This is a genomic window from Pseudomonas sp. WS 5410 (genome assembly GCF_012985645.1).
Classification (GTDB): domain Bacteria; phylum Pseudomonadota; class Gammaproteobacteria; order Pseudomonadales; family Pseudomonadaceae; genus Aquipseudomonas; species Aquipseudomonas shahriarae.
The window spans coordinates 44,211-63,973 of the sequence record NZ_JAAQWS010000028.1 but is presented as its reverse complement, the minus strand read 5'-3'; the positions used below and the strand labels follow the sequence as shown (position 1 = coordinate 63,973).

The following is a 19,763-nucleotide window of genomic DNA, read 5'->3' as shown; positions in this document are numbered from 1 at the left end:
TCGATTACATTGAGGCGTTTTACAACCGAACGCGTCGTCACAGTCACCTGGGCGGCGTCAGTCCTGAGGCCTTTGAAAGTGCCTCACTTTGAGGCTGGAAAATGTCTACGGAAACGGGGGTAGTCCAAACCGCTTCAAGGGGACTATATGAATGACTGCAAAGGGTCGTTAGTGGACGTTTAGGCCCCTTAGTCTCGAGCACAACCCCACGACCAATCGAGGAGAGCCATACCGATAACGGATTCTTGCAATTTCCCGAAAAAAGGTAGGGTTGCGGAAGCGATCCGAAAAATTGCGGAAGCGATGACCAAATCTCAGGCAATAAAAAACCCCGTAGACCATTGATCTACGGGGCTTTAAGAGTGGAGGCCGAGGTCGGAATCGAACCGGCGTAGGCGGATTTGCAATCCGCTGCATAACCATTTTGCTACTCGGCCTCAAACGATCAATGCCCAAACCACTGACATTCACCGCATATAAACTTGAGTGGGCTATGTGAAGCTTGCCTCTACTCTATCTCATTGAAAACATTGAAGTTTTTTATGCCTCAGTGCGTTCGATGGCGGCAATTATGTACTGATTTGCCGGGGCTGGCAAGCCCTTGATTTCAAAAAATATTCTTCCGTGGAGCAGAACAGGGGCGGTTGGCCCCTGCTCTGCCTGGGCTTAGTAGCCCAGGGACAGTCCGGTATTGCGCCGTGGGTCGTTGGCGCCGTAGAAGCGGTTGTTGCCCACGGGCTTGCCGTCCAGGGACGGGGCGCCGACGAGGATGGCGGCCAGGTGGTTGGCGTCTTGGGGGCCGGCGAATTTATGGCCCCAGCTTTCGAGGATTTTCTGGGTGTCGGGGCTCAGGGCGAAGGTTTCGAGGTTGGTGGTGTCGGGCATCCATTGTTGGTGGAAACGTGGGGCGTTGACGGCTTCCTGGATGTTCATCTTGTAGTCGATGACGTTGAGGATGGTCAGCAAGGTGGCGGTGATGATGCGACTGCCGCCCGGTGTGCCGATGACCATCACGGCCTTGCCGTCCTTGGTCACGATGGTCGGGCTCATGGACGACAGGGGTGCCTTGCCCGGGGCGATGGCGTTGGCTTCGCCCTGGACCAGCCCGTACATATTGGGCACGCCGACTTTGACGGTGAAGTCGTCCATTTCGTCGTTGAGGATGACCCCGGTCTTGCTGGCCATGACGCCGGCGCCGAACCAGTCGTTGAGGGTGTAGGTCACCGATACCGCGTTGCCCCATTTGTCGACGATGGAGTAATGGGTGGTGTTGCTGCCTTCATGGGGCGCAACGCCGGGTTTGATGGCCATGGAGTCGCCGGCTTTTTGCGGGTCGATGGCGGCGCGCAGTTTGGCCGCGTAGTCCTTGTCCAACAGGTGTTCCACCGGGTTCTGCACGAAGTCGGGGTCGCCCAGGTAGCTGTTGCGGTCGACGTAGGCGTGGCGCATGGCTTCGATCTGGTAATGGGTGCCTTGGGCCGAGCCGTAGCCCAGTTCGGCCATGGGGTAGCCTTCGAGGATGTTCATGATCTGGCAGATCACCAGGCCGCCCGAGCTCGGTGGTGGTGCCGAGACCACGTGGTAGCCACGGTAGTCGCACTCGATGGGCGCCAGCTCGCGGGTCTGGTATTTGTCCAGGTCGGCCTGGGCGATGATGCCCTTGCCGGCCTGGCTGGAGTCGACGATGGCCTTGGCCACCCAGCCTTTGTAGAAGCCATCGGTGCCCTTAGCGGAAATTTCCCGCAAGGTACGGGCCAGGTCTTTTTGCACCAGCTTCTGCCCGACCTGCAGCGGCTCGCCTTTATTGAGAAAGATGCCACGCAGGTCCTGGTCTTTTTTGAACTCTTCGGTGGCGCTGTGCAGCATGTCGATATCGCCCTGGTCGAGGGCAAAACCGTCTTCCGCGAGCTTGATCGCCGGTGCGATCACTTGGGCACGTTTGAGGGTGCCGTATTTGCTCAGGGCCAGTTCCATCCCGGAGACGGTGCCGGGCACGCCGACCGCCAGGTGGCCCTTGGCGCTGAGGCCGGGGACGACATTGCCGTCCTTGTCCAGGTACATGTCGGCAGTGGCCGCCAGCGGCGCTTTTTCACGGAAGTCGAGGAAGGTCTTGCGCCCGTCCGCCAGTTGCACGGTCATGAAACCACCGCCGCCGAGGTTGCCCGCAGCCGGGTAGACCACCGCCAGGGCGTACCCCACCGCCACTGCCGCGTCCACGGCGTTACCGCCAGCCTTCAGCACGTCCACACCCACATGGGTGGCCAGATGCTGGGCCGTCACCACCATGCCGTTTTCGCCGGCCACCGGGGCCTGGGAGGCGGCCTGCACGCCACTGAATGTCAGGACCAGGGCCGTCGCTATCAAGGTTCGGGTAAGGGGTTGGTAGTTCATCCGTGGATACTCTGTTTATTAGAAGCATTAAACGTAGCTTCTTTCGCACGGCAACCCCAGTCAGGTGGCGCGTTTCAGACAGAGCGTGTCGGTGACGGAATGCTATATTCGCCCCGCCCTCCTCATTGCCCTGAGACACACCGATGCCCACGGTCGCCGACCCGATTCACGCGCTGTACCACAAGATCACCTGGAAGCTGATCCCGTTCCTGTGCTTCTGCTACCTGGCTGCCTACCTGGACCGCATCAACATCGGTTTTGCCAAGTTGCAGATGCAAGACCAGCTGCAGTTCAGCGAAACCGCGTTCGGCCTGGGCGCCGGCCTGTTTTTTGTCGGCTATATCCTGTTTGAAGTACCCAGCAACCTGATCCTGGAGCGCGTCGGCGCGCGGATCTGGATTGCGCGCATCATGATCACCTGGGGCCTGCTGTCGGCTTGCACGTTGCTGGTCACCTCCACCACGCAGTTCTATGTGCTGCGGTTTTTGCTGGGCGTCGCCGAAGCCGGGTTCCTGCCGGGGGTGTTGTATTACCTGACCACCTGGTTCCCCACCCATCGCCGGGGCCGGGTGATTGCGCTGTTCATGATCGGCCTGCCGCTGTCCAGTGTGATTGGCGGGCCGTTGTCCGGCTGGATCATGGGCCACTTCGACCAGATCGGTGGCCTGCGCGGCTGGCAGTGGCTGTTCCTGCTTGAAGCCCTGCCCAGCGTGCTGTTGGGGGTATTGGCGTTCTGGGCGTTGCCCAATACCTATCACCAGGCCAAATGGTTGTCAGCCGCCGAAAAGACCCTGCTGCAACAGCAGTTGCAGGCCGATGACAGCCAGGCCAGTCAAAGCCCACGGCGTTTTCGCGAAGGGTTCTTCAACCTCAAGGTGTGGATGCTTGGCGGGATCGACTTTTCGATCCTGCTCAGTGCCTACGCCATGGGTTTCTGGATGCCGACTCTGATCCGCAACGCGGGGATCAGCGACACCTTCCATATCGGCCTGCTCACCGCCCTGCCCAGTGTGGCCGCGCTGGCCGGCATGCTGCTGATCGGCGCCAGCTCCGACAAACACCGCGAGCGCCGTTGGCACATTATCGTGCCGTTTGTGGTGGGCGCCGTGGCCATGGCCGGCAGCACGTTCTTCACCCATAACGTGGTCGCCACCGTGGCCCTGTTTGCCGTGGCCTCGGCAGCAATCCTCGGCGCCGTACCGGTGTTTTTCAGCCTGCCGGCGACCTTCCTCACCGGCACCGCGGCGGCCACCGGCTTTGCCCTGGCCTGCTCCCTGGCAAATATCGCCGGGCTGGTCAGTAACTCGTTGATGGGCCTGGCGATAGATATCACCGGCAGCAGCGCTGGAGCCATGTGGTTCTTTGCCGCCAGCTTGCTGCTCAGTTGCTTGCTGGTGATTGCGTTGCCGGCGAAATTGGTCAACCGCTAGGAGCGAGTGCGAAGCTACATACCCCTGTGGGAGCGGGCTTGCTCGCGAAAGCAGTGGGTCAGTCAACATCAATGCTTGCTGGGCCGACGTCTTCGCGGCGATGCGGCGATCCGACAAGCCCGCTCCCACATTTGATCTTCACTGCTTTGAGCGTTGCGTTCGCTTAACTGATCGGCATTAGGGCAAACCCGCTCCCACAGGGGGGCTCAATGACTGCTATGGCCCATGCCACTCGGCTGCTGCAACAGTGCCAGGTCAATCTCCTCGAAACGCAGCACCCGCCCGCCGGTATCGGCCGCGATTTTCTGCGCCTCCGCCTGCTCGGCAAACGAGGCCAGCACCACGCCCATGGCGCCCTTGAGCCCGGTGCCGAGCACGTAGTAGGCGGTCTTGGCGTCGATCAGATGGGCATCGTCCGGGGTATCCCAATGGCTGCGCCCCATGTCATGCACATACAGCTTGGACTGGGCATGATGGTTTTCCGGCTGCAACCACCAGCCGAGCATTTCTGCCGTAGAGCAAAACTTCTTCGCCGCGCCCTGCTCCACCACCTCGCCCTTGGGCCCCGGGAACTCGCTGATCACCATGCCACACACATGGCACTCATCAGCCGGATGGAACGCCACCGGCCCGTCACCTACCCCCGCCGCCACCGGTTTGTCACAACCGACCAACAGCAGGCTCAACAGTAAAACCAACCCCATCTTCATGTTTACATGCTCCACCGATAAAAAATTCATGCCGCGCGCCGGCCGAACAGCCAGTAGGCCCAGGCCAATGGCCCGGCGACCCACGCGGCCAAGCACAGCCACAACGCCGCCTCCGGCACCGCCAGGTCTGCGCCCAGGGCCATCACGCCCATGGACGCGGGGCCGGCATCGAAACCCGACAGGTTGATCAGGCGGTACACATCCGCCGGGTTGAACAGCAACAGCCAGGGCAGCAGCGTCGGGCTGAACTGGCCTTCGCTGAGCACCAGCAGCGCCAGCAACGCCAGGTCGAAGACCAACACAAAAAAGAACCACACCCCCAGGGCCAACCCAGCCGCCGTGGATTTCTCCGCCGAGACGCTGCTCAACACATACGCCAGCCCCAAAAAGCCCCAGCCGAGCAAGGTCGAGGTCAGCATGAAGCGGCCAAAGGCCCAGAGCAGTAGGCTGAACTCGACGTCATCCACCAGCAGCGCGATGGCGAGCATGGCGCAGCCGAATCCGATAAAGGTCGCCAGTGCCAGGATCAACCCATGCCCGACAAACTTGCCGAGCAGGATCTGCCCGCGCCCCAGGGGATAGGTGAGCAACAGCAGCAAGGTGCCGCTTTCGTCCTCGCCGACAATCGCGTCATAGGCCAGCAGCAGCGCAATCAACGGCATCAGGAAGGTTGCCAGGCTGGCCAGGCTGGCGATGGTTGCCGGGATCGAGGTAAAGCCCAGTTGCCCGGACGCCGCGGCCCCGAGCCAGGCAATGCCGATGGCCAGCACCGCAAACAGCAGGCTGATGGCCAATAACCAACGGTTGCGCAGGCCATCGCTGAATTCTTTGCGGGCCATGTTCCAGATCGGCGTCATTGGGCACGCTCCACAGGGCTGTCCATGTAATGGCGATACAGGTCTTCCAGGGACGGCACGACAATTTCCACATCGCTGGGGCTGTCCTGGTCGAGCAACTGGCGCAGCAGGTCCAATTTATTGCCATTCAACGCCGCCACTTGCAGCCCTTCCGCGCCCCAGCGCTGGGTCACGTGGCCAGCCTCGCTCCAGCTTTTTTGCAAGTGCGCCGCACGTTGCAGGCCGCTGCTGCGGATCAGGGTGGGCAGCCCGGCCTCTTCGCGCAACGCCGCCAGGGTGCCGAGGGCCAGCAGACGGCCCTGGGTCAAGATGGCGGCGCGGTTGATATGGGCCTCCACACCGGGCAACACATGGGAACAGAGAATGATGCTGGTGCCCTGCCCGCGCAGGCGGTCGAGCAAGCGATACAGGTCGTGGGTGGCAATCGGGTCGAGGCCCACGGTGGGCTCGTCGAGCAGCAGCAGGCGCGGCTCGCCAAGCAGGGCCTGGGCCAGGCCGAGGCGCTGGCGCATGCCCTTGGAATAGGTCTTGACCCGCCGCCGTGCCGCCACCGTCAGGCCGACGTCTTCGAGCAGGGTCTGGACCTGGCTCATCGGCGCGCCCTTGAGCCGGGCGAAATGCTGCAAGGTTTCCAGGCCGCTGAGTTGCGGGTAGAACGTGACGTTTTCCGGCAAGTAGCCGAGCATCTGCCGCACATGAGGGTCGCTGGGCGCGCGACCGAACACCCGCACCTGACCACTACTTGCCTGCAACAAGCCGAGGATCAGTTTCATGCTGGTGGTCTTGCCCGCGCCGTTATGGCCGAACAGGCCCAGCACTTCCCCGGGCGCCAGGCTCAGGCTCAAGTCGTGCAGCACAGTGGCGTGCCCATAACGCTGGGTCACGCCTTCGATTTCGACAACGGGCATCATGCAGGCTCCTTGAGCAGGGAAAGCGTGGGGTCTTGCATCAGCGGATGGCTGTCCATCACCCCCGGCGACTTGATCACCGGAAACGCCCGCTGCACCCAGCGCAGCAACTCGATGCCAGGGCTGTTCATCAACAGGCGCACCTGGGGATACAGCCACAGCAGACGGTCGACGTTATCGTTGGGCTCGTAGGCCACATCCCCGAGGCCGTCGTTATTGCGGTCCCAGCCCAGGTAGTCGCTCCAGTAATTGCCGCGACCATCTGCCGACCATTCCTGCAAGCGGGTGGCCACGTACTTGACCTGGCGCTGGTTGCCGACAAAGGCATTGTTGGCAATCCGGTTGTCCTCGGAACCAGCTGTGAGGTGAATGCCCACCGCGCTGCGCCCGAAGTGGTTGTGTTCGATGCTGTTGAACAGCGAGTTGTAGATAAACAACGCCTTGCCTTCGGCCCCGGTGATCATGGTGTCGCCGGTTGTGCCGTCGCGCACGTCGTTGACCACGTTGTCGCGCAAGGTGGAATAGGTGATGTAGTTCATCAGGATCCCGTAGTTCTGATCCTCCTCGGAGCGATTGCCGATTACCGTCAGCTTGCGGCTTTGCATCAGCGCATAGCCGGTGCGGGTGCGGCGGGTGATATTGCCGAGTACCTGGTTGTCATTGGCGAACATGTAGTGGATGCCGTAGCGCAGGTCTTCCAGGGTGTTGCCTTGCAGCAGGTTGCCGTTGGAGGTGTCGATGTAGATGCCATCGCGGGCATCGCGCACCTGGTTGCCGATCACCCGCGCGCCTTTGACTGCGTACAGGTGGATGCCATTGCCCCGGTCCTGGGAGCGCATGGTTGGGTCGCCCTGGATCTGGTTGTCGATCACGCTCACATCCGCCGTGCCATCGACCCACACGCCAAAACCCTGGCCGCGCAGGCGGTTGTTCTTGATCAGGGCGCCGTGGGCCTTGGGCTGGATGAAGATGGCCGCGTTCATCGCGGTGAGGTCATGGCCCCAGTCGAGGAAGGTGCAGCCCTCGACGGTGACGTCGGCAGCGTTGATCAGCAAGCCATTACCCAGGCCCTGGCTGTGGATCACCGCACCGGGTTCGCAAGTCAGTTGCAGGGGTTGGTCGATGCTGAAGGAGCCCTGGTAGTCACCGGCAGGCAGGCGCCAGTGCTGCGGGCCTGCGGCGATCAACGGCAGGTCGGTAATGGGCAGTACAGCAGCGCCGGCGGCGGCCGAAAATAGCAGCCACACACACCCGGTCCATAACGTGCGGGGTCGAGCCACGGAGTCTTCCTTTTGATCAAAGCCCAATCTGTGGAGCGACACAGATCTGGTGTGAGAGCTGGCTTGCCTGCGATGGCGGTGTACCAGCCACCAAAAACAGTGGCTGAACCGCCGCTATCGCGGGCAAGCCCGCTCCCACATTGGTTGGTGCTCGCCGTTAAGTGCGCTCGACCAACATCCGCCCCACCATCTCCATATGCAGCGCATGGCAGAACCAGCTGCAGTAGTACCAATGCAGCCCCGGTTTGTCGGCAATGAAGGTGATGGAAGAGGTCTGCTGCGGGCTGATTTCCATGCTCACGCCATGGTTGGTCATGACAAAGCCGTGGGTCACGTCCTCGATCTGGTCGATGTTGGTGATGGTCACAGTGACCTCATCGCCATGCTTGACGGTGAACTCCGTCAGGCCATAGGTCGGCGCCATGGACGTCATGTACACCCGCACTTTCTTGCCGTCGCGGATCACCTTGTTATCGGTCTCCAGCTTGATCCCGTCCTTGGCCGCAATGGCCACGGTTTCGGCGAAGAAGGGGTCGTTGCGTTCCCAGATTTTCTTGGTCTTGATCTGGTCACGCCGCGCCATGACACAGTCGTGGGGTTCGGCGAAGGTCGGGCCGTCGTGGACCAGTTTCATTTCATCGCCCGAGATGTCGATCAACTGGTCGTTTTCCGGGTGCAGCGGGCCGGTCGGCAGGAAGCGGTCCTTGGAGAATTTGCTCAGGACCACCAGCCATTGGCCGTCGGCATCCCGGGTCTCGGTGAGCGAGGCGTGGTTGTGGCCGGGTTGGTAGTGCACATCGAGCTTCTGCTTGATGTAGTTGACCTTCTCGCCGCCGTAGGCACGGATGGCTTCGGCGATGTTCCACTTGACCACCTGGCTGTCGATAAACAGCGTGGTGTAGGCAAAGCCCCGGCCATCGTAGGTGGTGTGCAGCGGGCCCAGGCCCAGCTCCGGCTCGCCGACCACCACGCCGCGCGGGTCTTTGATCTTGTCGCTGAACAGGTCGTCGAGCTTGTCGATGGCAATGATGGTGCAGGTCGGCGACAGCTTGCCGTTGGCGATAAAGTACTTGCCGTCCGGCGAGGTATTGCAGCCGTGGGGGTTCTTTGGCACCGGGATATAGCGGGTGAATTCGCTGTCCTTGCCATCATCGCCCTTGCGCCCGTCCACCACCGGCACCTTGACGCCGTCGAGGTTGATGAACTTGCCGGCCTTGATCGCCGCCTCGATGCGCGGGATGTTGAACACCACCACCCAGTCGCGCTCGTTGCGCATCATGCCGCCCAGGTCGGAGGCTTTCTCCGAGTTGTAGCAGGTGGCCGCCGCGTATTTGCCGGTGTAGTCCATGTCGGCGTTGTCGAGGTTGCCGTCAACGATGACCTGGAAGGCCATTTCCATCTTCTCGGCGTCGATCGCGTTGAACATGGTGAAGCTGTTCTTGTCCTGCAGGTCGAAGGTGTGGCCGTCATTGGGGTGCGGGATGATGAACTCGGCGTTGCAGAACACGTACTTGGTGTACGGCACCTTTTGCAGGCGCAGGCCGTGGATCGCCTGGGCGTTGGGCACGGTGACGATCTTGTCGCACTTCATGATGTCCAGGCGGATCCGCGCCACGCGGGTGTTGGCCTTGTCGTTGATGAACAGGTATTTGCCGTCGTAGCGGCCATCGGTGGTGGACAGGTGCGGGTGATGGCAATCGCCGTTCTGGTACTTGGCGCCCTCGCCCAGGATGCGCTTGCTCTCGTTGGTGAGGCCCCAGCCGGTGGCGGAATCGACGTTGAACACCGGGATACGCATCAGTTCACGCATCGACGGCACACCGAGTACCCGCACCTCACCCTGGTGGCCGCCGCTCCAGAAACCGTAGTACTGATCCAGCTCCCCTGGGCCCACATGAATCTTCGACTTGGCTTCCTTGGCCGCCGCCGCAAAGGACTCGCGGGTAAACACCGTACCACCGAGGGCCGAGGCCCCTGCCAGCACCGCGCCGGTGACTGCGCCGGTGCCAAGGAAGCCACGCCGGCTCATGCCTTCAGGTTCCGGGGTGGCCCCGGCTTTTTTCGATTCGCTGTCGTTCATGATGTGCTCCAGATGGGAAAAGTGAGTGCCCAAGGCCGTCATTCAGGCACCGCCACCTGCACCACCGGGATCAATTGCCCAGTGACGGGTGCGGCCTTGTTGCGTTTCTTGCGCTGGTTGATCAGTGGCGGGCATTTGTGGTCGTTGTGCCAAGTCATCTGGCAATCCAGGCAGTAGTGGCATTCATTGGCGTTGATATGGCCGTCGGGGTGAATTGCCTGGATCTCGCATTCCTTGGCGCACAACTGGCACGGATCGCCACACTCTTTGCGCCGTTTGAGCCAGTCGAACAGCCTGAACTTGCTGGGGATCGCCAGCGCGGCGCCCAGCGGGCAGATGTAGCGGCAGTAGACTTTGCGCGTGAACAGGTTGATCACCAGCAGCGCCACCGCGTACAGCACGAACCACCACTGGCGGTCGAAATGCAGGGTGATGGCGGTCTTGAACGGCTCCACTTCGGCAAACCGTTCGGCGGTGGCCATCGACTCCAGAGACAAGCCAAACAGCCCCAGCAGGATCAAATACTTGATCGCCCACAGCCGCTCATGCACGGCAAACGGCAGCTCGAACTGGCGTACCTTGAGCCTGCGCGCCGCCTCGTTGATCAACTCCTGCAGCGCCCCGAACGGGCACAACCAGCCGCAGAACACACCTCGGCCCCACAGCAGGATGCTGGCGGCGGTGAATACCCAGAGCATGAAGATCAGCGGGTCGGTGAGGAACAGCTCCCAGCGGAACTGCTGGAACAGCGCATGCACAAAGGTCAGCACATTGACCACCGACAGCTGCCCCAGGGCGTACCAGCCGATAAACACCACGGTAAACAGCAGGTAGCCACGGCGTACCCAATGCAACAGGCGCGGGCGCCGGGCCAGGCTGTCCTGCAAAAACAGAATCACCGTCAGCAGTACCAGGGCGGCGCCCAGGATCAGGATCTGCACGTGTTTCTGGTACCAGATCGTCAGCCACATCGGCCGATTCGCTTCGTCGATGGCAGCCTGCTCGGCGGCAGTCGGCAACGGGCGCTCCAGGTACGCCTCGGGCATCTGGTAGGGCAATTCAAAACTGCTGAAGGTGCCGCTGACCGGGCCGGTCTGGCGCCGTACCAGCAGCTCCAGGGTCCAGGCCGAGCCAGGGTCGAACCCGGCTTGGGGGCGCACGATAAACACCGACATCTCGTCGAACTCGGGTATGCCCTCGGCGAACACGTCATACAGGCGCTGGTGGTCCATATCGCGGAAGCTGATGACATTGCCGAACTGGCGCAATTGCACCCGATCAAAAATCCCGCCGCGCACGTAGCCCGAGCCCTTGAACGAAAACAACCCGCGCCCCAGCACCGCGATGGCCTGCTCGCTGGGCTTGAGGCCCTGCATCAGCACCCGGTATTGCGCGTCTCCCAACAGGTTGCGGCCGATGGTCGGCGCGTTGAGATCGGCCACATACAGGTCAATAAAGGTCTCGTCGACCTGCCCCGGCGCCGCCACTTCCACGCCTTCGGCCTCGGTGCCCTTGAAGGCCGCGTCTACTTGCCCGCGCGTCAGGTGCAGGCGGCGCAACGCGCCGTTGCCGGTCAACTGCGCCCAGTTGGCCGGCTCGAACAGGTCAGCGCGCACCAACGCGACTTTCTGCGCGGTACTGGCCTTGTCCTCGATCAGCTTGAGCGACACCGCCACTTCGTGGGCGGCGCGCATGATCACCTCATTGACCACCATGGCCGTGACAGTAGCGCCGGCCACCGCATCCACGGTCACCGCCTGGCTGTCGCTGGAGTGCCCCACCACCACCCGTTGCTTGACGTTGATCCCGCTGTAGCGGGCGGTGAAGTCATGCAGCTTGGCCTCGGGAATGCCGATCAACAGAATCGGCTCGTGGTGCTCCAGCACATAGGCATCACGGATCACCCCGGCCCGGTCGAGGATCACCTGGGTGTTGATCGGTTTGCCGGAATACGCCGGGATGTCCACCACGTCCAGGCTCTGGAACACATAGCCGATGACCGCGCCTTTGGCCAACAGCGTGCGCACCTTGAACTTGCCTTCGGCGGCGGAAATGGCGTCGGTCTGCGGGAAAATCTTGTCGATGCGCTGTTGTTCAATCGCGCCGTAGGACTTGGCCTGGGCCGGGCCGGCCAGGCTGAACAGCAGCACCAGGACAACCAACCAGGTGACGGGACTTGCGGCCAGGGTAGCGAGGGCCGAGGGCTTGGTGCGGTTCATGGGCTCACTGACTTCAACGGCCGGAATATGAAGTCGATGGTAGGTGGCAGCTGGCCAGTGAGCCCTTGATTGAAATCAAGTCTGGGGGCGGTGCGGCGTTTGGGCGCTGGCTACATACCCAACCACTGCGGCAGCGCCAGTGAGATAAACGGCACGTACGTCACCAGGATCAGGAACGCCAGGAGAATCATCAACCATGGCATCGCCGCGCGGATCGTCTGGCCCAGGGTCAGGCCGGTCACCGCCGAGGTCACAAACAGGTTCAACCCAACGGGCGGATGCACCAGGCCGATTTCCATGTTCACCACCATCACAATCCCCAGGTGAATCGGGTCGATGCCCAGCTTCATCGCGATCGGGAAGAAGATCGGCGCCAGGATCAGCACAATGGCCGAGGGCTCCATAAAGCTGCCGGCAATCAACAGCACCACGTTGACCATCAGCAAGAAGCCAATCGGCGTCAGCCCTTCGGAAATGACCCAGGCCGTGATTTCCTGCGGGATCTGTTCGGTGGTCAACACATGGGCAAACAGCATGGCGTTGGCGATGATGAACATCAGCATGATCGACAGGCGCCCAGACTCCAGCAGCACCTTGGGGCAATCCCTCAAGCGCATGTCCTTGTACACAAACAGCGCGACAAACGCCGAGTACACCGCCGCCACCGCTGCGGCTTCAGTGGGGGTGAACATGCCGCTGTAGATACCGCCGAGGATGATCACCAGCAGCAACAGGCCCCAGAACGCACGGCGCGCACAGCCCAGCCACTGGGCAAAGGTCGCCCGGGGTTGTGCCGGCAGCTTTTTGATCCTCGCCACGATGTAGATCGCGATCATCAGCATCAGGCCCAGCAGCAAGCCGGGGATCACCCCCGCCATAAACAGCTTGCCCACCGAGGTTTCCGTCGCCGCCGAATACACCACCATCACGATGGAGGGCGGAATCAGGATGCCAAGGGTCCCGGCATTACAGATGATCCCCGCGCCAAACTCCTTGGGGTAACCGGAGCGCACCATACCGGCCACGGCAATCGACCCCACCGCCGCCACCGTCGCCGGCGATGAACCCGACAGCGCAGCAAACAGCATGCACGCCAGCACCGCCGCAATCGCCAGGCCGCCACGGATATGGCCGACACAGGCGTTGGCGAAGTCGATCAAGCGTTGCGCCACGCCGCCGGTGGTCATGAACGCCCCCGACAGCAGGAAGAACGGAATCGCCAGGAAGGTGTAGGCATCACTGGTTTCAAACAGCTTGATCGCCAGGGAGCTTAACGAGTCCTGGCTGAACATCAGGATCGACATCGCCCCCGACAACCCCAGGGAAATAGCGATGGGCACGCCGAGAAACATAAACACCAACAGCAGCAAAAACAGACAGAGAATGGCCATCAGTCACGCTCCTTATGGCTGCCGGCCAACTTGCTGGCTTCACCGGCTTCATCGGCCAGCCCCAACCCGACCTGGCGGTGGGTGAACAGGCGGTAGAAAATTTCCAGGTAGCGGATCAGCACCAGGGCGAAGCCGATCGGCACGATCAGCGCGATATGCCCGACCTCAAGACCGAAATGGTCGAGGTCTTCAGCCCCGATCCCGGCCGCCAGCACCGCACTCACCCACTTGTAGCTGGCCACCATGAACAACCCGGCGTAGGCCAGGCAGCACAGACACGCGAGCATCCCCAGCAGGCGCTGGACCCGGCGTGGCGTCAGGCGTACCAGGGCATCCACCCCCAGGTGGCCGGCGGTGCGCACGCCATAGGAAATCCCGAAGAAAATCAGCCAGCCGAACATCGCCTTGGTCAGCGCGACGCTCCAGGTCATGTCCTGGGCCCAGGTCATGGTGCCGTCACCCAGGGCGTTGAAAAAACCGCTGCTCCAGGCCCACTTGTCAGCCAGGGCAAAAAACAGGGTGTAGATGTTGTTGAGCATGACGTAGACAAACGTCACCAGGGTCATGGCGGCCAGCAGGAAGGCGATAAAACCTTCCTCCAGGTGCTCCCAGACGCGCCTTAGGGATTGCATGGCAAAACCTCACGAAGCAGAGATGAGTGGTCGGGGTGGTAACCGGGTCAAAATGTGGGAGCGGGCTTGCTCGCAAAAGCAGTGGGTCAGTCAACATCAATGTTTGCCGGGCCGACGTCTTCGCGGGCAAGCCCGCTCCCCCATTGGATCTTGGTACACCCCGAAATCATTGGTTGGACGCGTCTGCGGCCTTGATCAGGTCAGCGCCAATCGGCCCCTCGAACTTCTGCCATACCGGGCGCATGGCTTCGCGCCACAGCTGGCGTTGCGCGGGGGTCAGTTCGATGATTTCACTGGTCTTGGCGTCGACGATCTTCTGCTTGGCCGACTGGTTCAGCGCTTCGGCCTGTTTGTTCACCTCGACGGTGACCTCGCCCATGATCTGTTCCAGGCTGCTGCGGATATCCGGCGCCAGGCCGTTCCAGAACTTGGCGTTGGTGATCACCATGTAGTCGATCAGGCCGTGGTTGGATTCGGTGAAGTACTTCTGCACCTCGTTGACCTTCTGGCTTTCATAGTTCGACCAGGTGTTCTCGGTGCCGTTGACCGTGCCGGTCTGCAAGCCCTGGTAGACCTCGGCAAAACTCATCTTGCGCGGGTTGGCGCGGATCGCCTTGAACTGTTCCTCCAGCACGCTGGAGGCCTGCACGCGGAACTTCAGGCCGCGGGCATCCTTGGGCTCGTGCAGGGCCTTGTTGGCCGACAGTTGCTTGAGGCCGTTGTGCCAGTAGGCCAGGCCGAGGATGTTCTTGTCCTGCATCGACGTCAGCAGTTGCTTGCCTTCAGCGGCCTGGAACCGGTCGACGGCGGCCAGGTCGTTGAACAAAAACGGCAGGTCGTAGATCTGCACCTGCTTGGTGTATTGCTCGAACTTGGCCAGGGACGGCGCCAGCATTTGCACGTCGCCCAACAGCAGCGCTTCCATCTCCTTGCCGTCACCGAACAGCGACGAGTTGGGGTACACCTCGACCTTGACCCTGCCCGCCAGGCGCTCTTCAGCAAGTTTCTTGAACAGCAGCGCGCCCTGGCCTTTGGGGGTGTTTTCCGCTACCACGTGGGCGAACTTGATGATGATCGGATCAGCCGCCTGGGCCAGGCCTGCGGTAAACAACGTGGCGGCGCACAACAGCGCCCGAGAAAGCTTGAGCATGGGTATCACCTTTTTATTGTTGTGGTGGTTTCAGGCAAGGTGCCTGATGTGAGGCATGTAGTGAATTTCAAATTTTTAAACCCTGCGTTCGGCCAAGCCGAACACCAGCCTTGGGAGCAATACCTATCCAGTGTGGTCACTGGCTTGGTTTGTCAGGGCTGTGCCGCCAGCAGCCTTTGGGCCCGCAGTAACACCGGCGCATCCACCATCTGCCCATCAATCTGGTAGGCCCCTGCCCCATGGGCGCCGGCCTCTACCACCCGTTGTGCCCAGGCCAGGTCCGCCGCGCTTGGCGCCAGGGCTTCATGGATCACCGACACCTGCTTGGGATGGATGCACAGCGCCCCGGCAAAGCCCATTTCATAGGCATGCCGGATCGAATGGCGCAGGCCCTCCGGGTCGTCGATGGCCGGGTGCACACCGTCCAGCGGTGCCACCAGGCCGGCGGCGCGCGAGTGCACGATCAGCGCCAGGCGCGCCTGATCGAGGGCGAAATTCGCCGCCGCCGAGTGGCTGCTCAGGTTCAGGTCCAGCGCCAGGTCCAGGCCACCAAACGACAGGCGCTGCACTTGCGGCGCATGGGCGATTTCTGCGACCGCCAGCAGGCCTCGCGCGCTTTCGATAATCGGCCAGATGACTTTGCCGGTGGCGGCCACCACCGCCACCTGGGCGGCACTTTCCACCTTCGGCAGCAGCACCCCGGCCACGTTGCCGTGGGCCTTGCAGAACGCCACATCGGCAAAGTGCTCGGCGTGTTCCGGGGCATTGATGCGTACCCACACACAGGCATCGGGGTTGGCCGTTAAAAACGCACCGAGGTTATCCCGGGCCTGGCGCTTGAGCGGTTCTTCCACCGCGTCTTCAAAATCCACGATCACCGCATCGGCACCACTGGCCAGCGCTTTGGCAAAGCGCTCCGGGCGGCTGCCCGGCACGAACAAGGCAGAACGAATCAAAGGCATCACTGAACTCCTTTTTAGATAACGCCGCGCGCGCGCAGGTTGTCGATGGCCTCGCCCGAGTAGCCAAGCGCTTGGAGAATCCCCTGGCTGTGCTGACCCAGCCCCGGTACACCGTCCATACGCGGGGTAAACGCGGCGTTACGCGCCGGTGGCAATAACGACGGCAACGGCCCGGCCGGGCTGTCGACGTCACGCCAGCTGTCGCGGGCCTTGAGTTGCGGGTGGTCCCACACGCCTTGCATATCGTTGACCCGCGCACTGGCGATCTGCGCGTGTTCCAGGCGCTGGATCACGGCTTCGGTGTCGAGTTGGGCAAAGCTGTCGACAATGATCTGGCGCAGCACTTCGCGGTTGGCCGAACGCTTGAAGTTGGCCGAGAAGCGCTCATCCGTCGCCAGCGTCGGGGTGAGCAGCACCTTGTCGCAGAACGCCGCCCATTCGCGCTCGTTTTGCAAACCCAGCATCACTGTGCCGCCGTCGCCCGTGGGGAACGGCCCGTAGGGGTAGATCGTCGAATGCGCCGCGCCAGCACGCGGTGGCTGCGGGGCACCGTCGAAGGCGTAGTACATCGGGTAGCCCATCCACTCCACCAGGCTTTCCAGCATGCTCACGTCAATGCGGCTGCCCTTGCCGGTCTTGCCGCGCAGCAGCAGTGCCGACAGGATGCCGCTGTAGGCGTACATGCCGGCGGAGATATCCGCGATGGAACAACCGGCCTTGGCCATCTGCTCGTCACCAGGGCCACCGGTCACCGAAAGAAAACCGCCTTCGCTCTGGATCAGCAGGTCATAGGCTTTCTTCTTCTCGTAGGGCCCGCCGTCACCGTAGCCGGAAATATCGCAGACAATCAGCCGTGGAAAGCGCGCCTGCAGCGCCTCGAACGACAGCCCCATACGCGCCGCCGCGCCGGGCGCAAGGTTCTGCACCAGCACGTCGGCATCGGCCAGCAAGGTGTCGAGGATAGCGCCGGCCTCCTCCTGCTTGAGGTCCAGGGTCAGGCTTTCCTTGGAGCGGTTGGTCCACACAAAATGCGAGGCCAGGCCGCGCACGCGCTCGTCGTAGCCACGGGCAAAATCACCGCTGCCCGGGCGTTCGATCTTGATCACCCGCGCCCCCAGGTCGGCCAGTTGGCGGGTACAGAACGGCGCAGCAATCGCGTGTTCCAGGCTGACCACGGTGATGCCGTCCAGCGGTCGTTGATTAGCAGTCATGACAATTCCTCAAAGCCAATGGGCCATGGATACGGCGCTGCGCAGGTTCCAGACTTTTTCGATCAAGGCGCTGGCCTGGGCCGGTGTGCGGGCGCCGCTGAACTGGCAGAGGCGCTGGAACTTGTCCGCCAACTGCCCACGGTCCAGGGTGTTGCCGGGGTCGCCCTTGGGTTCGTCAATCGCGCCGTGCAACGTGCGGCCATCGACGCTGGTAACGGTGACGCGGCCCAGCCAGCGTTGCGGATAGGCATCGTCGACTTCGCGGTCGAGGCGCATGCTGACCTTGTCGCGGAACGCAGCGACGGCCGGATCGCTCAGGGCCCACTGGTGAAACTCAGTGAGCCCGGCCTTGCCATGCACAGCAATCAGGCCGAGCACGGTGCCCATGGAGAATTTGGCCTGGTGTACGGTGGCCGGCACTGTCACGCGGCCGAGCACATCAATGGCGCCTTGGTAGACGCGGGTTTCGACCTTGGCGATATCCGCAGCGGCCAGCCCTTCGCGCTGCATCAAGTCCAGCAACGCGTCGGCGGCCGGGTGGGTATGGCGGCACGAAGCGTGGAACTTGAACGAGGTTTCCAGCAGCGCCCAGCGGCTACCGAGGCCCGCGGACAATTTGCCCGGCTCGGCGTCAGTGGACATGCCGGCCGCCAAACCCTGGTCGCCTTCGAGGATATTGCGCGCACCGCTCAGGCCATCCGCCGTCAGGTACGCGGCCAGCAAGCCATCCGCGGCAGCCTTGGCAGTGTGCAACTGCTTGGAATCAGCCGCATCGCGCAGGAACTCCCAGAGCCCGGCAGCCTGGGTGCCGGCGCTGCCGAGCAGGTTGATGAATTGCTCTTCGTTGAAGTCCAGCAACTTGCCCACGGCCACCGCCGCCGCCAGGGTGCCGACCGTGGCCGTGGTGTGGAAGATGCGGTAATGGGAACGGCCCATGAACTCGCCGATGCGAATCCCGGCCTCATAACCGGCCACCGAGGCCAGCAACAATTCGCGGCCGGATTTGCCGAGGTCTTGCGCGGCGGCCAGGGCGGCGGGAAACACCACCGTCGCCGGGTGCAGTACCGAGCTGTTGTGCAGGTCATCCTGCTCCACCAGGTGCGACGAGGCGGCGTTGACCAACGCGGCAAAATACGCGCTGCTGCTGCCACCGTTGACGATTATCTGCGAAGGCCCGGTGGCCGGGCCCATCTTTTGTGCATAGCGCTCAAACAAGGGAATCGGGTGCGAGCCTTGGCTGGCCAGCGCCGAGGCCAGCCAATCCAGATACAGTTCTTCGGTACGCGCCAGCACCGCGTCGGGCAATTGCGCGTCATTCAACTCGGCGAGGAACCGGCACAAGGCTTGGGTATGGCTCATGCTCAGGCCCTCAGAAGCTGCGTGGCAGCTCGAGCAGATGCTCGGCCACGTACGACAGGATCAGGTTGGTGGAGATCGGCGCCACCTGGTACAGGCGCGTCTCGCGGAATTTGCGCTCCACGTCGTACTCGCAGGCAAACCCGAAGCCGCCGTGGGTTTGCAGGCAGGCGTTGGCCGCTTCCCAGGATGCCTTGGCTGCCAGGTACTTGGCCATATTGGCACTGGCCCCGGCATTGGCGCCGCGGTCGTATTCCTCGCAGGCACGCCAGCGCATCAGGTCCGCCGCCTCGATTTCGATATGGGCTTCGGCAATCGGGAACTGCACCCCCTGGTTCTGCCCGATGGGCCGGCCAAACACCACGCGGTCGCGGGCATAGGCGCTGGCCTTTTCGATAAACCAGCGGCCGTCGCCGATGCATTCGGCGGCAATCAGCGTACGTTCGGCGTTGAGACCGTCGAGGATGTATTTGAAGCCCTTGCCCTCCTCACCGATCAAGCTGTCGAGGGGCAGTTCTAGGTTGTCGAAGAACAGCTCGTTGGTCTCGTGGTTGACCATATTGGCGATGGGCTGCACGGTCAGGCCGTTGCCGATGGCCGCGCGCAGATCCACCAGGAAGATCGACATGCCTTCGGACTTTTTCTTCACCTCGGCCAGCGGCGTGGTACGCGCCAGCAGGATCATCAAGTCAGAATGCTGCACCCGCGAGATCCACACCTTTTGCCCGTTGATCACGTATTTGTCGCCGCGCCGAATCGCGGTGGTCTTGATCTTGGTGGTGTCGGTGCCGGTGGTGGGCTCGGTGACGCCCATGGACTGCAGACGCAGTTCGCCGCTGGCCAGCTTGGGCAGGTAGAAGCGCTTTTGCGCCTCGCTGCCATGGCGCAACAGGGTGAACATGTTGTACATCTGCCCGTGGACGGTGCCGGAGTTGCCGCCGCAGCGGTTGACCTCTTCAAGGATCACCGAGGCTTCGGCCAGGCCCAGGCCGGAGCCGCCGTATTCCTCGGGAATCATCGCCGACAGCCAGCCGGCGTCCGTCAGGGCCTTGACGAAGGCTTCGGGGAAACCCTTTTCTTCATCGACTTTGCGCCAGTAAGCGGCGTCGAATTCAGCGCACAAGGCACGCACGCCTTCGCGGATGGCGTTGAGTTCTTCGTTGTCATTGGGGTTCATTAACGGCTC

The 19,763-nt window shown here is 62.2% G+C and carries 16 protein-coding genes and 1 tRNA gene; 2 read left to right on the top strand and 15 right to left on the bottom strand.

What is annotated here, in order from left to right; translation table 11 throughout:
- Positions 1-92 (top strand): IS3 family transposase (locus HBO24_RS29860; protein ID WP_332875105.1); only part of this gene is annotated, 92 nt, incomplete at its 5' end.
- 271 nt (positions 93-363) lie between these two features.
- On the opposite strand, the gene HBO24_RS27280 is transcribed toward HBO24_RS29860, so the two are convergent.
- Together HBO24_RS27280 and ggt are read right to left on the bottom strand one after the other, a co-directional pair.
- Positions 364-437 (bottom strand) — tRNA-Cys (locus HBO24_RS27280).
- A gap of 229 nt (positions 438-666) precedes the next feature.
- On the bottom strand, positions 667-2,391 hold the full coding sequence (ggt, locus tag HBO24_RS27275; RefSeq protein WP_057959811.1) for a gamma-glutamyltransferase: 1,725 nt from the start codon (positions 2,389-2,391) through the stop codon (positions 667-669).
- A gap of 143 nt (positions 2,392-2,534) precedes the next feature.
- Here ggt and HBO24_RS27270 point away from each other — a divergent pair, with 143 nt between their 5' ends.
- Positions 2,535-3,821, top strand: coding sequence for an MFS transporter (locus HBO24_RS27270; RefSeq protein ID WP_057439638.1), 1,287 nt, complete (start codon positions 2,535-2,537; stop codon positions 3,819-3,821).
- A 206-nt stretch (positions 3,822-4,027) separates the two neighbouring features.
- Here HBO24_RS27270 and HBO24_RS27265 read toward each other — a convergent pair whose 3' ends face one another.
- The 13 genes from HBO24_RS27265 to HBO24_RS27205 all read right to left on the bottom strand — a co-directional run bounded on the left by HBO24_RS27265 (position 4,028) and on the right by HBO24_RS27205 (position 19,754).
- Positions 4,028-4,561 (bottom strand): nitrous oxide reductase accessory protein NosL, encoded by a 534-nt coding sequence (locus tag HBO24_RS27265; protein WP_057439639.1) that lies wholly within the window; start codon positions 4,559-4,561, stop codon positions 4,028-4,030.
- Complete coding sequence (locus HBO24_RS27260; RefSeq protein ID WP_057439640.1) at positions 4,558-5,388, bottom strand: ABC transporter permease subunit; 831 nt, start codon at positions 5,386-5,388, stop codon at positions 4,558-4,560. Before HBO24_RS27260 ends, HBO24_RS27265 begins: the two co-directional genes overlap by 4 nt.
- Positions 5,385-6,296 (bottom strand): ABC transporter ATP-binding protein, encoded by a 912-nt coding sequence (locus HBO24_RS27255; protein ID WP_057439674.1) that lies wholly within the window; start codon positions 6,294-6,296, stop codon positions 5,385-5,387. Before HBO24_RS27255 ends, HBO24_RS27260 begins: the two co-directional genes overlap by 4 nt.
- Entirely contained in the window at positions 6,296-7,543 is a 1,248-nt protein-coding gene (locus tag HBO24_RS27250) for a nitrous oxide reductase family maturation protein NosD (protein ID WP_170060715.1), read from the bottom strand. Before HBO24_RS27250 ends, HBO24_RS27255 begins: the two co-directional genes overlap by 1 nt.
- Before the next feature lie 190 nt (positions 7,544-7,733).
- Complete coding sequence (gene nosZ, locus HBO24_RS27245; protein ID WP_057439642.1) at positions 7,734-9,656, bottom strand: TAT-dependent nitrous-oxide reductase; 1,923 nt, start codon at positions 9,654-9,656, stop codon at positions 7,734-7,736.
- Positions 9,657-9,694: 38 nt separating this feature from the next.
- Positions 9,695-11,875 (bottom strand): NosR/NirI family protein, encoded by a 2,181-nt coding sequence (locus HBO24_RS27240; protein ID WP_170060713.1) that lies wholly within the window; start codon positions 11,873-11,875, stop codon positions 9,695-9,697.
- A 110-nt stretch (positions 11,876-11,985) separates the two neighbouring features.
- Positions 11,986-13,266, bottom strand: a complete 1,281-nt coding sequence (dctM, locus tag HBO24_RS27235; protein ID WP_057439643.1) for a C4-dicarboxylate TRAP transporter large permease protein DctM — start codon at positions 13,264-13,266, stop codon at positions 11,986-11,988.
- Positions 13,266-13,898 carry a TRAP transporter small permease gene (locus HBO24_RS27230; RefSeq protein ID WP_057439644.1) on the bottom strand — a complete coding sequence of 211 codons (633 nt, stop codon included), beginning with the start codon at positions 13,896-13,898 and terminating at the stop codon, positions 13,266-13,268. Before HBO24_RS27230 ends, dctM begins: the two co-directional genes overlap by 1 nt.
- Positions 13,899-14,064: 166 nt before the next feature.
- Positions 14,065-15,048: a TRAP transporter substrate-binding protein gene (locus tag HBO24_RS27225; protein WP_057439645.1), complete on the bottom strand. Its 984-nt coding sequence runs from the start codon at positions 15,046-15,048 to the stop codon at positions 14,065-14,067.
- A 152-nt stretch (positions 15,049-15,200) separates the two neighbouring features.
- Positions 15,201-16,010, bottom strand: coding sequence for a CoA ester lyase (locus HBO24_RS27220; RefSeq protein ID WP_057439646.1), 810 nt, complete (start codon positions 16,008-16,010; stop codon positions 15,201-15,203).
- Between the two features lie 14 nt (positions 16,011-16,024).
- Complete coding sequence (locus tag HBO24_RS27215; RefSeq protein WP_170060712.1) at positions 16,025-17,221, bottom strand: CaiB/BaiF CoA-transferase family protein; 1,197 nt, start codon at positions 17,219-17,221, stop codon at positions 16,025-16,027.
- A 9-nt stretch (positions 17,222-17,230) separates the two neighbouring features.
- The gene (locus HBO24_RS27210) at positions 17,231-18,580 is read right to left on the bottom strand and encodes an MmgE/PrpD family protein (RefSeq protein ID WP_057439648.1); all 1,350 of its coding nucleotides are present in this window, start codon (positions 18,578-18,580) and stop codon (positions 17,231-17,233) included.
- A gap of 10 nt (positions 18,581-18,590) precedes the next feature.
- Positions 18,591-19,754, bottom strand: a complete 1,164-nt coding sequence (locus HBO24_RS27205; protein ID WP_057439649.1) for an acyl-CoA dehydrogenase family protein — start codon at positions 19,752-19,754, stop codon at positions 18,591-18,593.
- Positions 19,755-19,763 lie beyond the last annotated feature (9 nt).

What these genes read in the sequence shown, in the direction of transcription:
- HBO24_RS27215 (WP_170060712.1), bottom strand. Translation starts at nt 17,221, where the DNA reads ATGACTGCTAATCAACGACCGCTGGACGGCATCACCGTGGTCAGCCTG.
- HBO24_RS27225 (WP_057439645.1), bottom strand. Translation starts at nt 15,048, where the DNA reads ATGCTCAAGCTTTCTCGGGCGCTGTTGTGCGCCGCCACGTTGTTTACC.
- HBO24_RS27265 (WP_057439639.1), bottom strand. Translation starts at nt 4,561, where the DNA reads ATGAATTTTTTATCGGTGGAGCATGTAAACATGAAGATGGGGTTGGTT.
- HBO24_RS27260 (WP_057439640.1), bottom strand. Translation starts at nt 5,388, where the DNA reads ATGACGCCGATCTGGAACATGGCCCGCAAAGAATTCAGCGATGGCCTG.
- nosZ (WP_057439642.1), bottom strand. Translation starts at nt 9,656, where the DNA reads ATGAACGACAGCGAATCGAAAAAAGCCGGGGCCACCCCGGAACCTGAA.
- HBO24_RS27205 (WP_057439649.1), bottom strand. Translation starts at nt 19,754, where the DNA reads ATGAACCCCAATGACAACGAAGAACTCAACGCCATCCGCGAAGGCGTG.
- ggt (WP_057959811.1), bottom strand. Translation starts at nt 2,391, where the DNA reads ATGAACTACCAACCCCTTACCCGAACCTTGATAGCGACGGCCCTGGTC.
- HBO24_RS27270 (WP_057439638.1), top strand. Translation starts at nt 2,535, where the DNA reads ATGCCCACGGTCGCCGACCCGATTCACGCGCTGTACCACAAGATCACC.
- HBO24_RS27255 (WP_057439674.1), bottom strand. Translation starts at nt 6,296, where the DNA reads ATGCCCGTTGTCGAAATCGAAGGCGTGACCCAGCGTTATGGGCACGCC.
- HBO24_RS27240 (WP_170060713.1), bottom strand. Translation starts at nt 11,875, where the DNA reads ATGAACCGCACCAAGCCCTCGGCCCTCGCTACCCTGGCCGCAAGTCCC.
- HBO24_RS27230 (WP_057439644.1), bottom strand. Translation starts at nt 13,898, where the DNA reads ATGCAATCCCTAAGGCGCGTCTGGGAGCACCTGGAGGAAGGTTTTATC.
- HBO24_RS27220 (WP_057439646.1), bottom strand. Translation starts at nt 16,010, where the DNA reads ATGCCTTTGATTCGTTCTGCCTTGTTCGTGCCGGGCAGCCGCCCGGAG.
- dctM (WP_057439643.1), bottom strand. Translation starts at nt 13,266, where the DNA reads ATGGCCATTCTCTGTCTGTTTTTGCTGCTGTTGGTGTTTATGTTTCTC.
- HBO24_RS27210 (WP_057439648.1), bottom strand. Translation starts at nt 18,580, where the DNA reads ATGAGCCATACCCAAGCCTTGTGCCGGTTCCTCGCCGAGTTGAATGAC.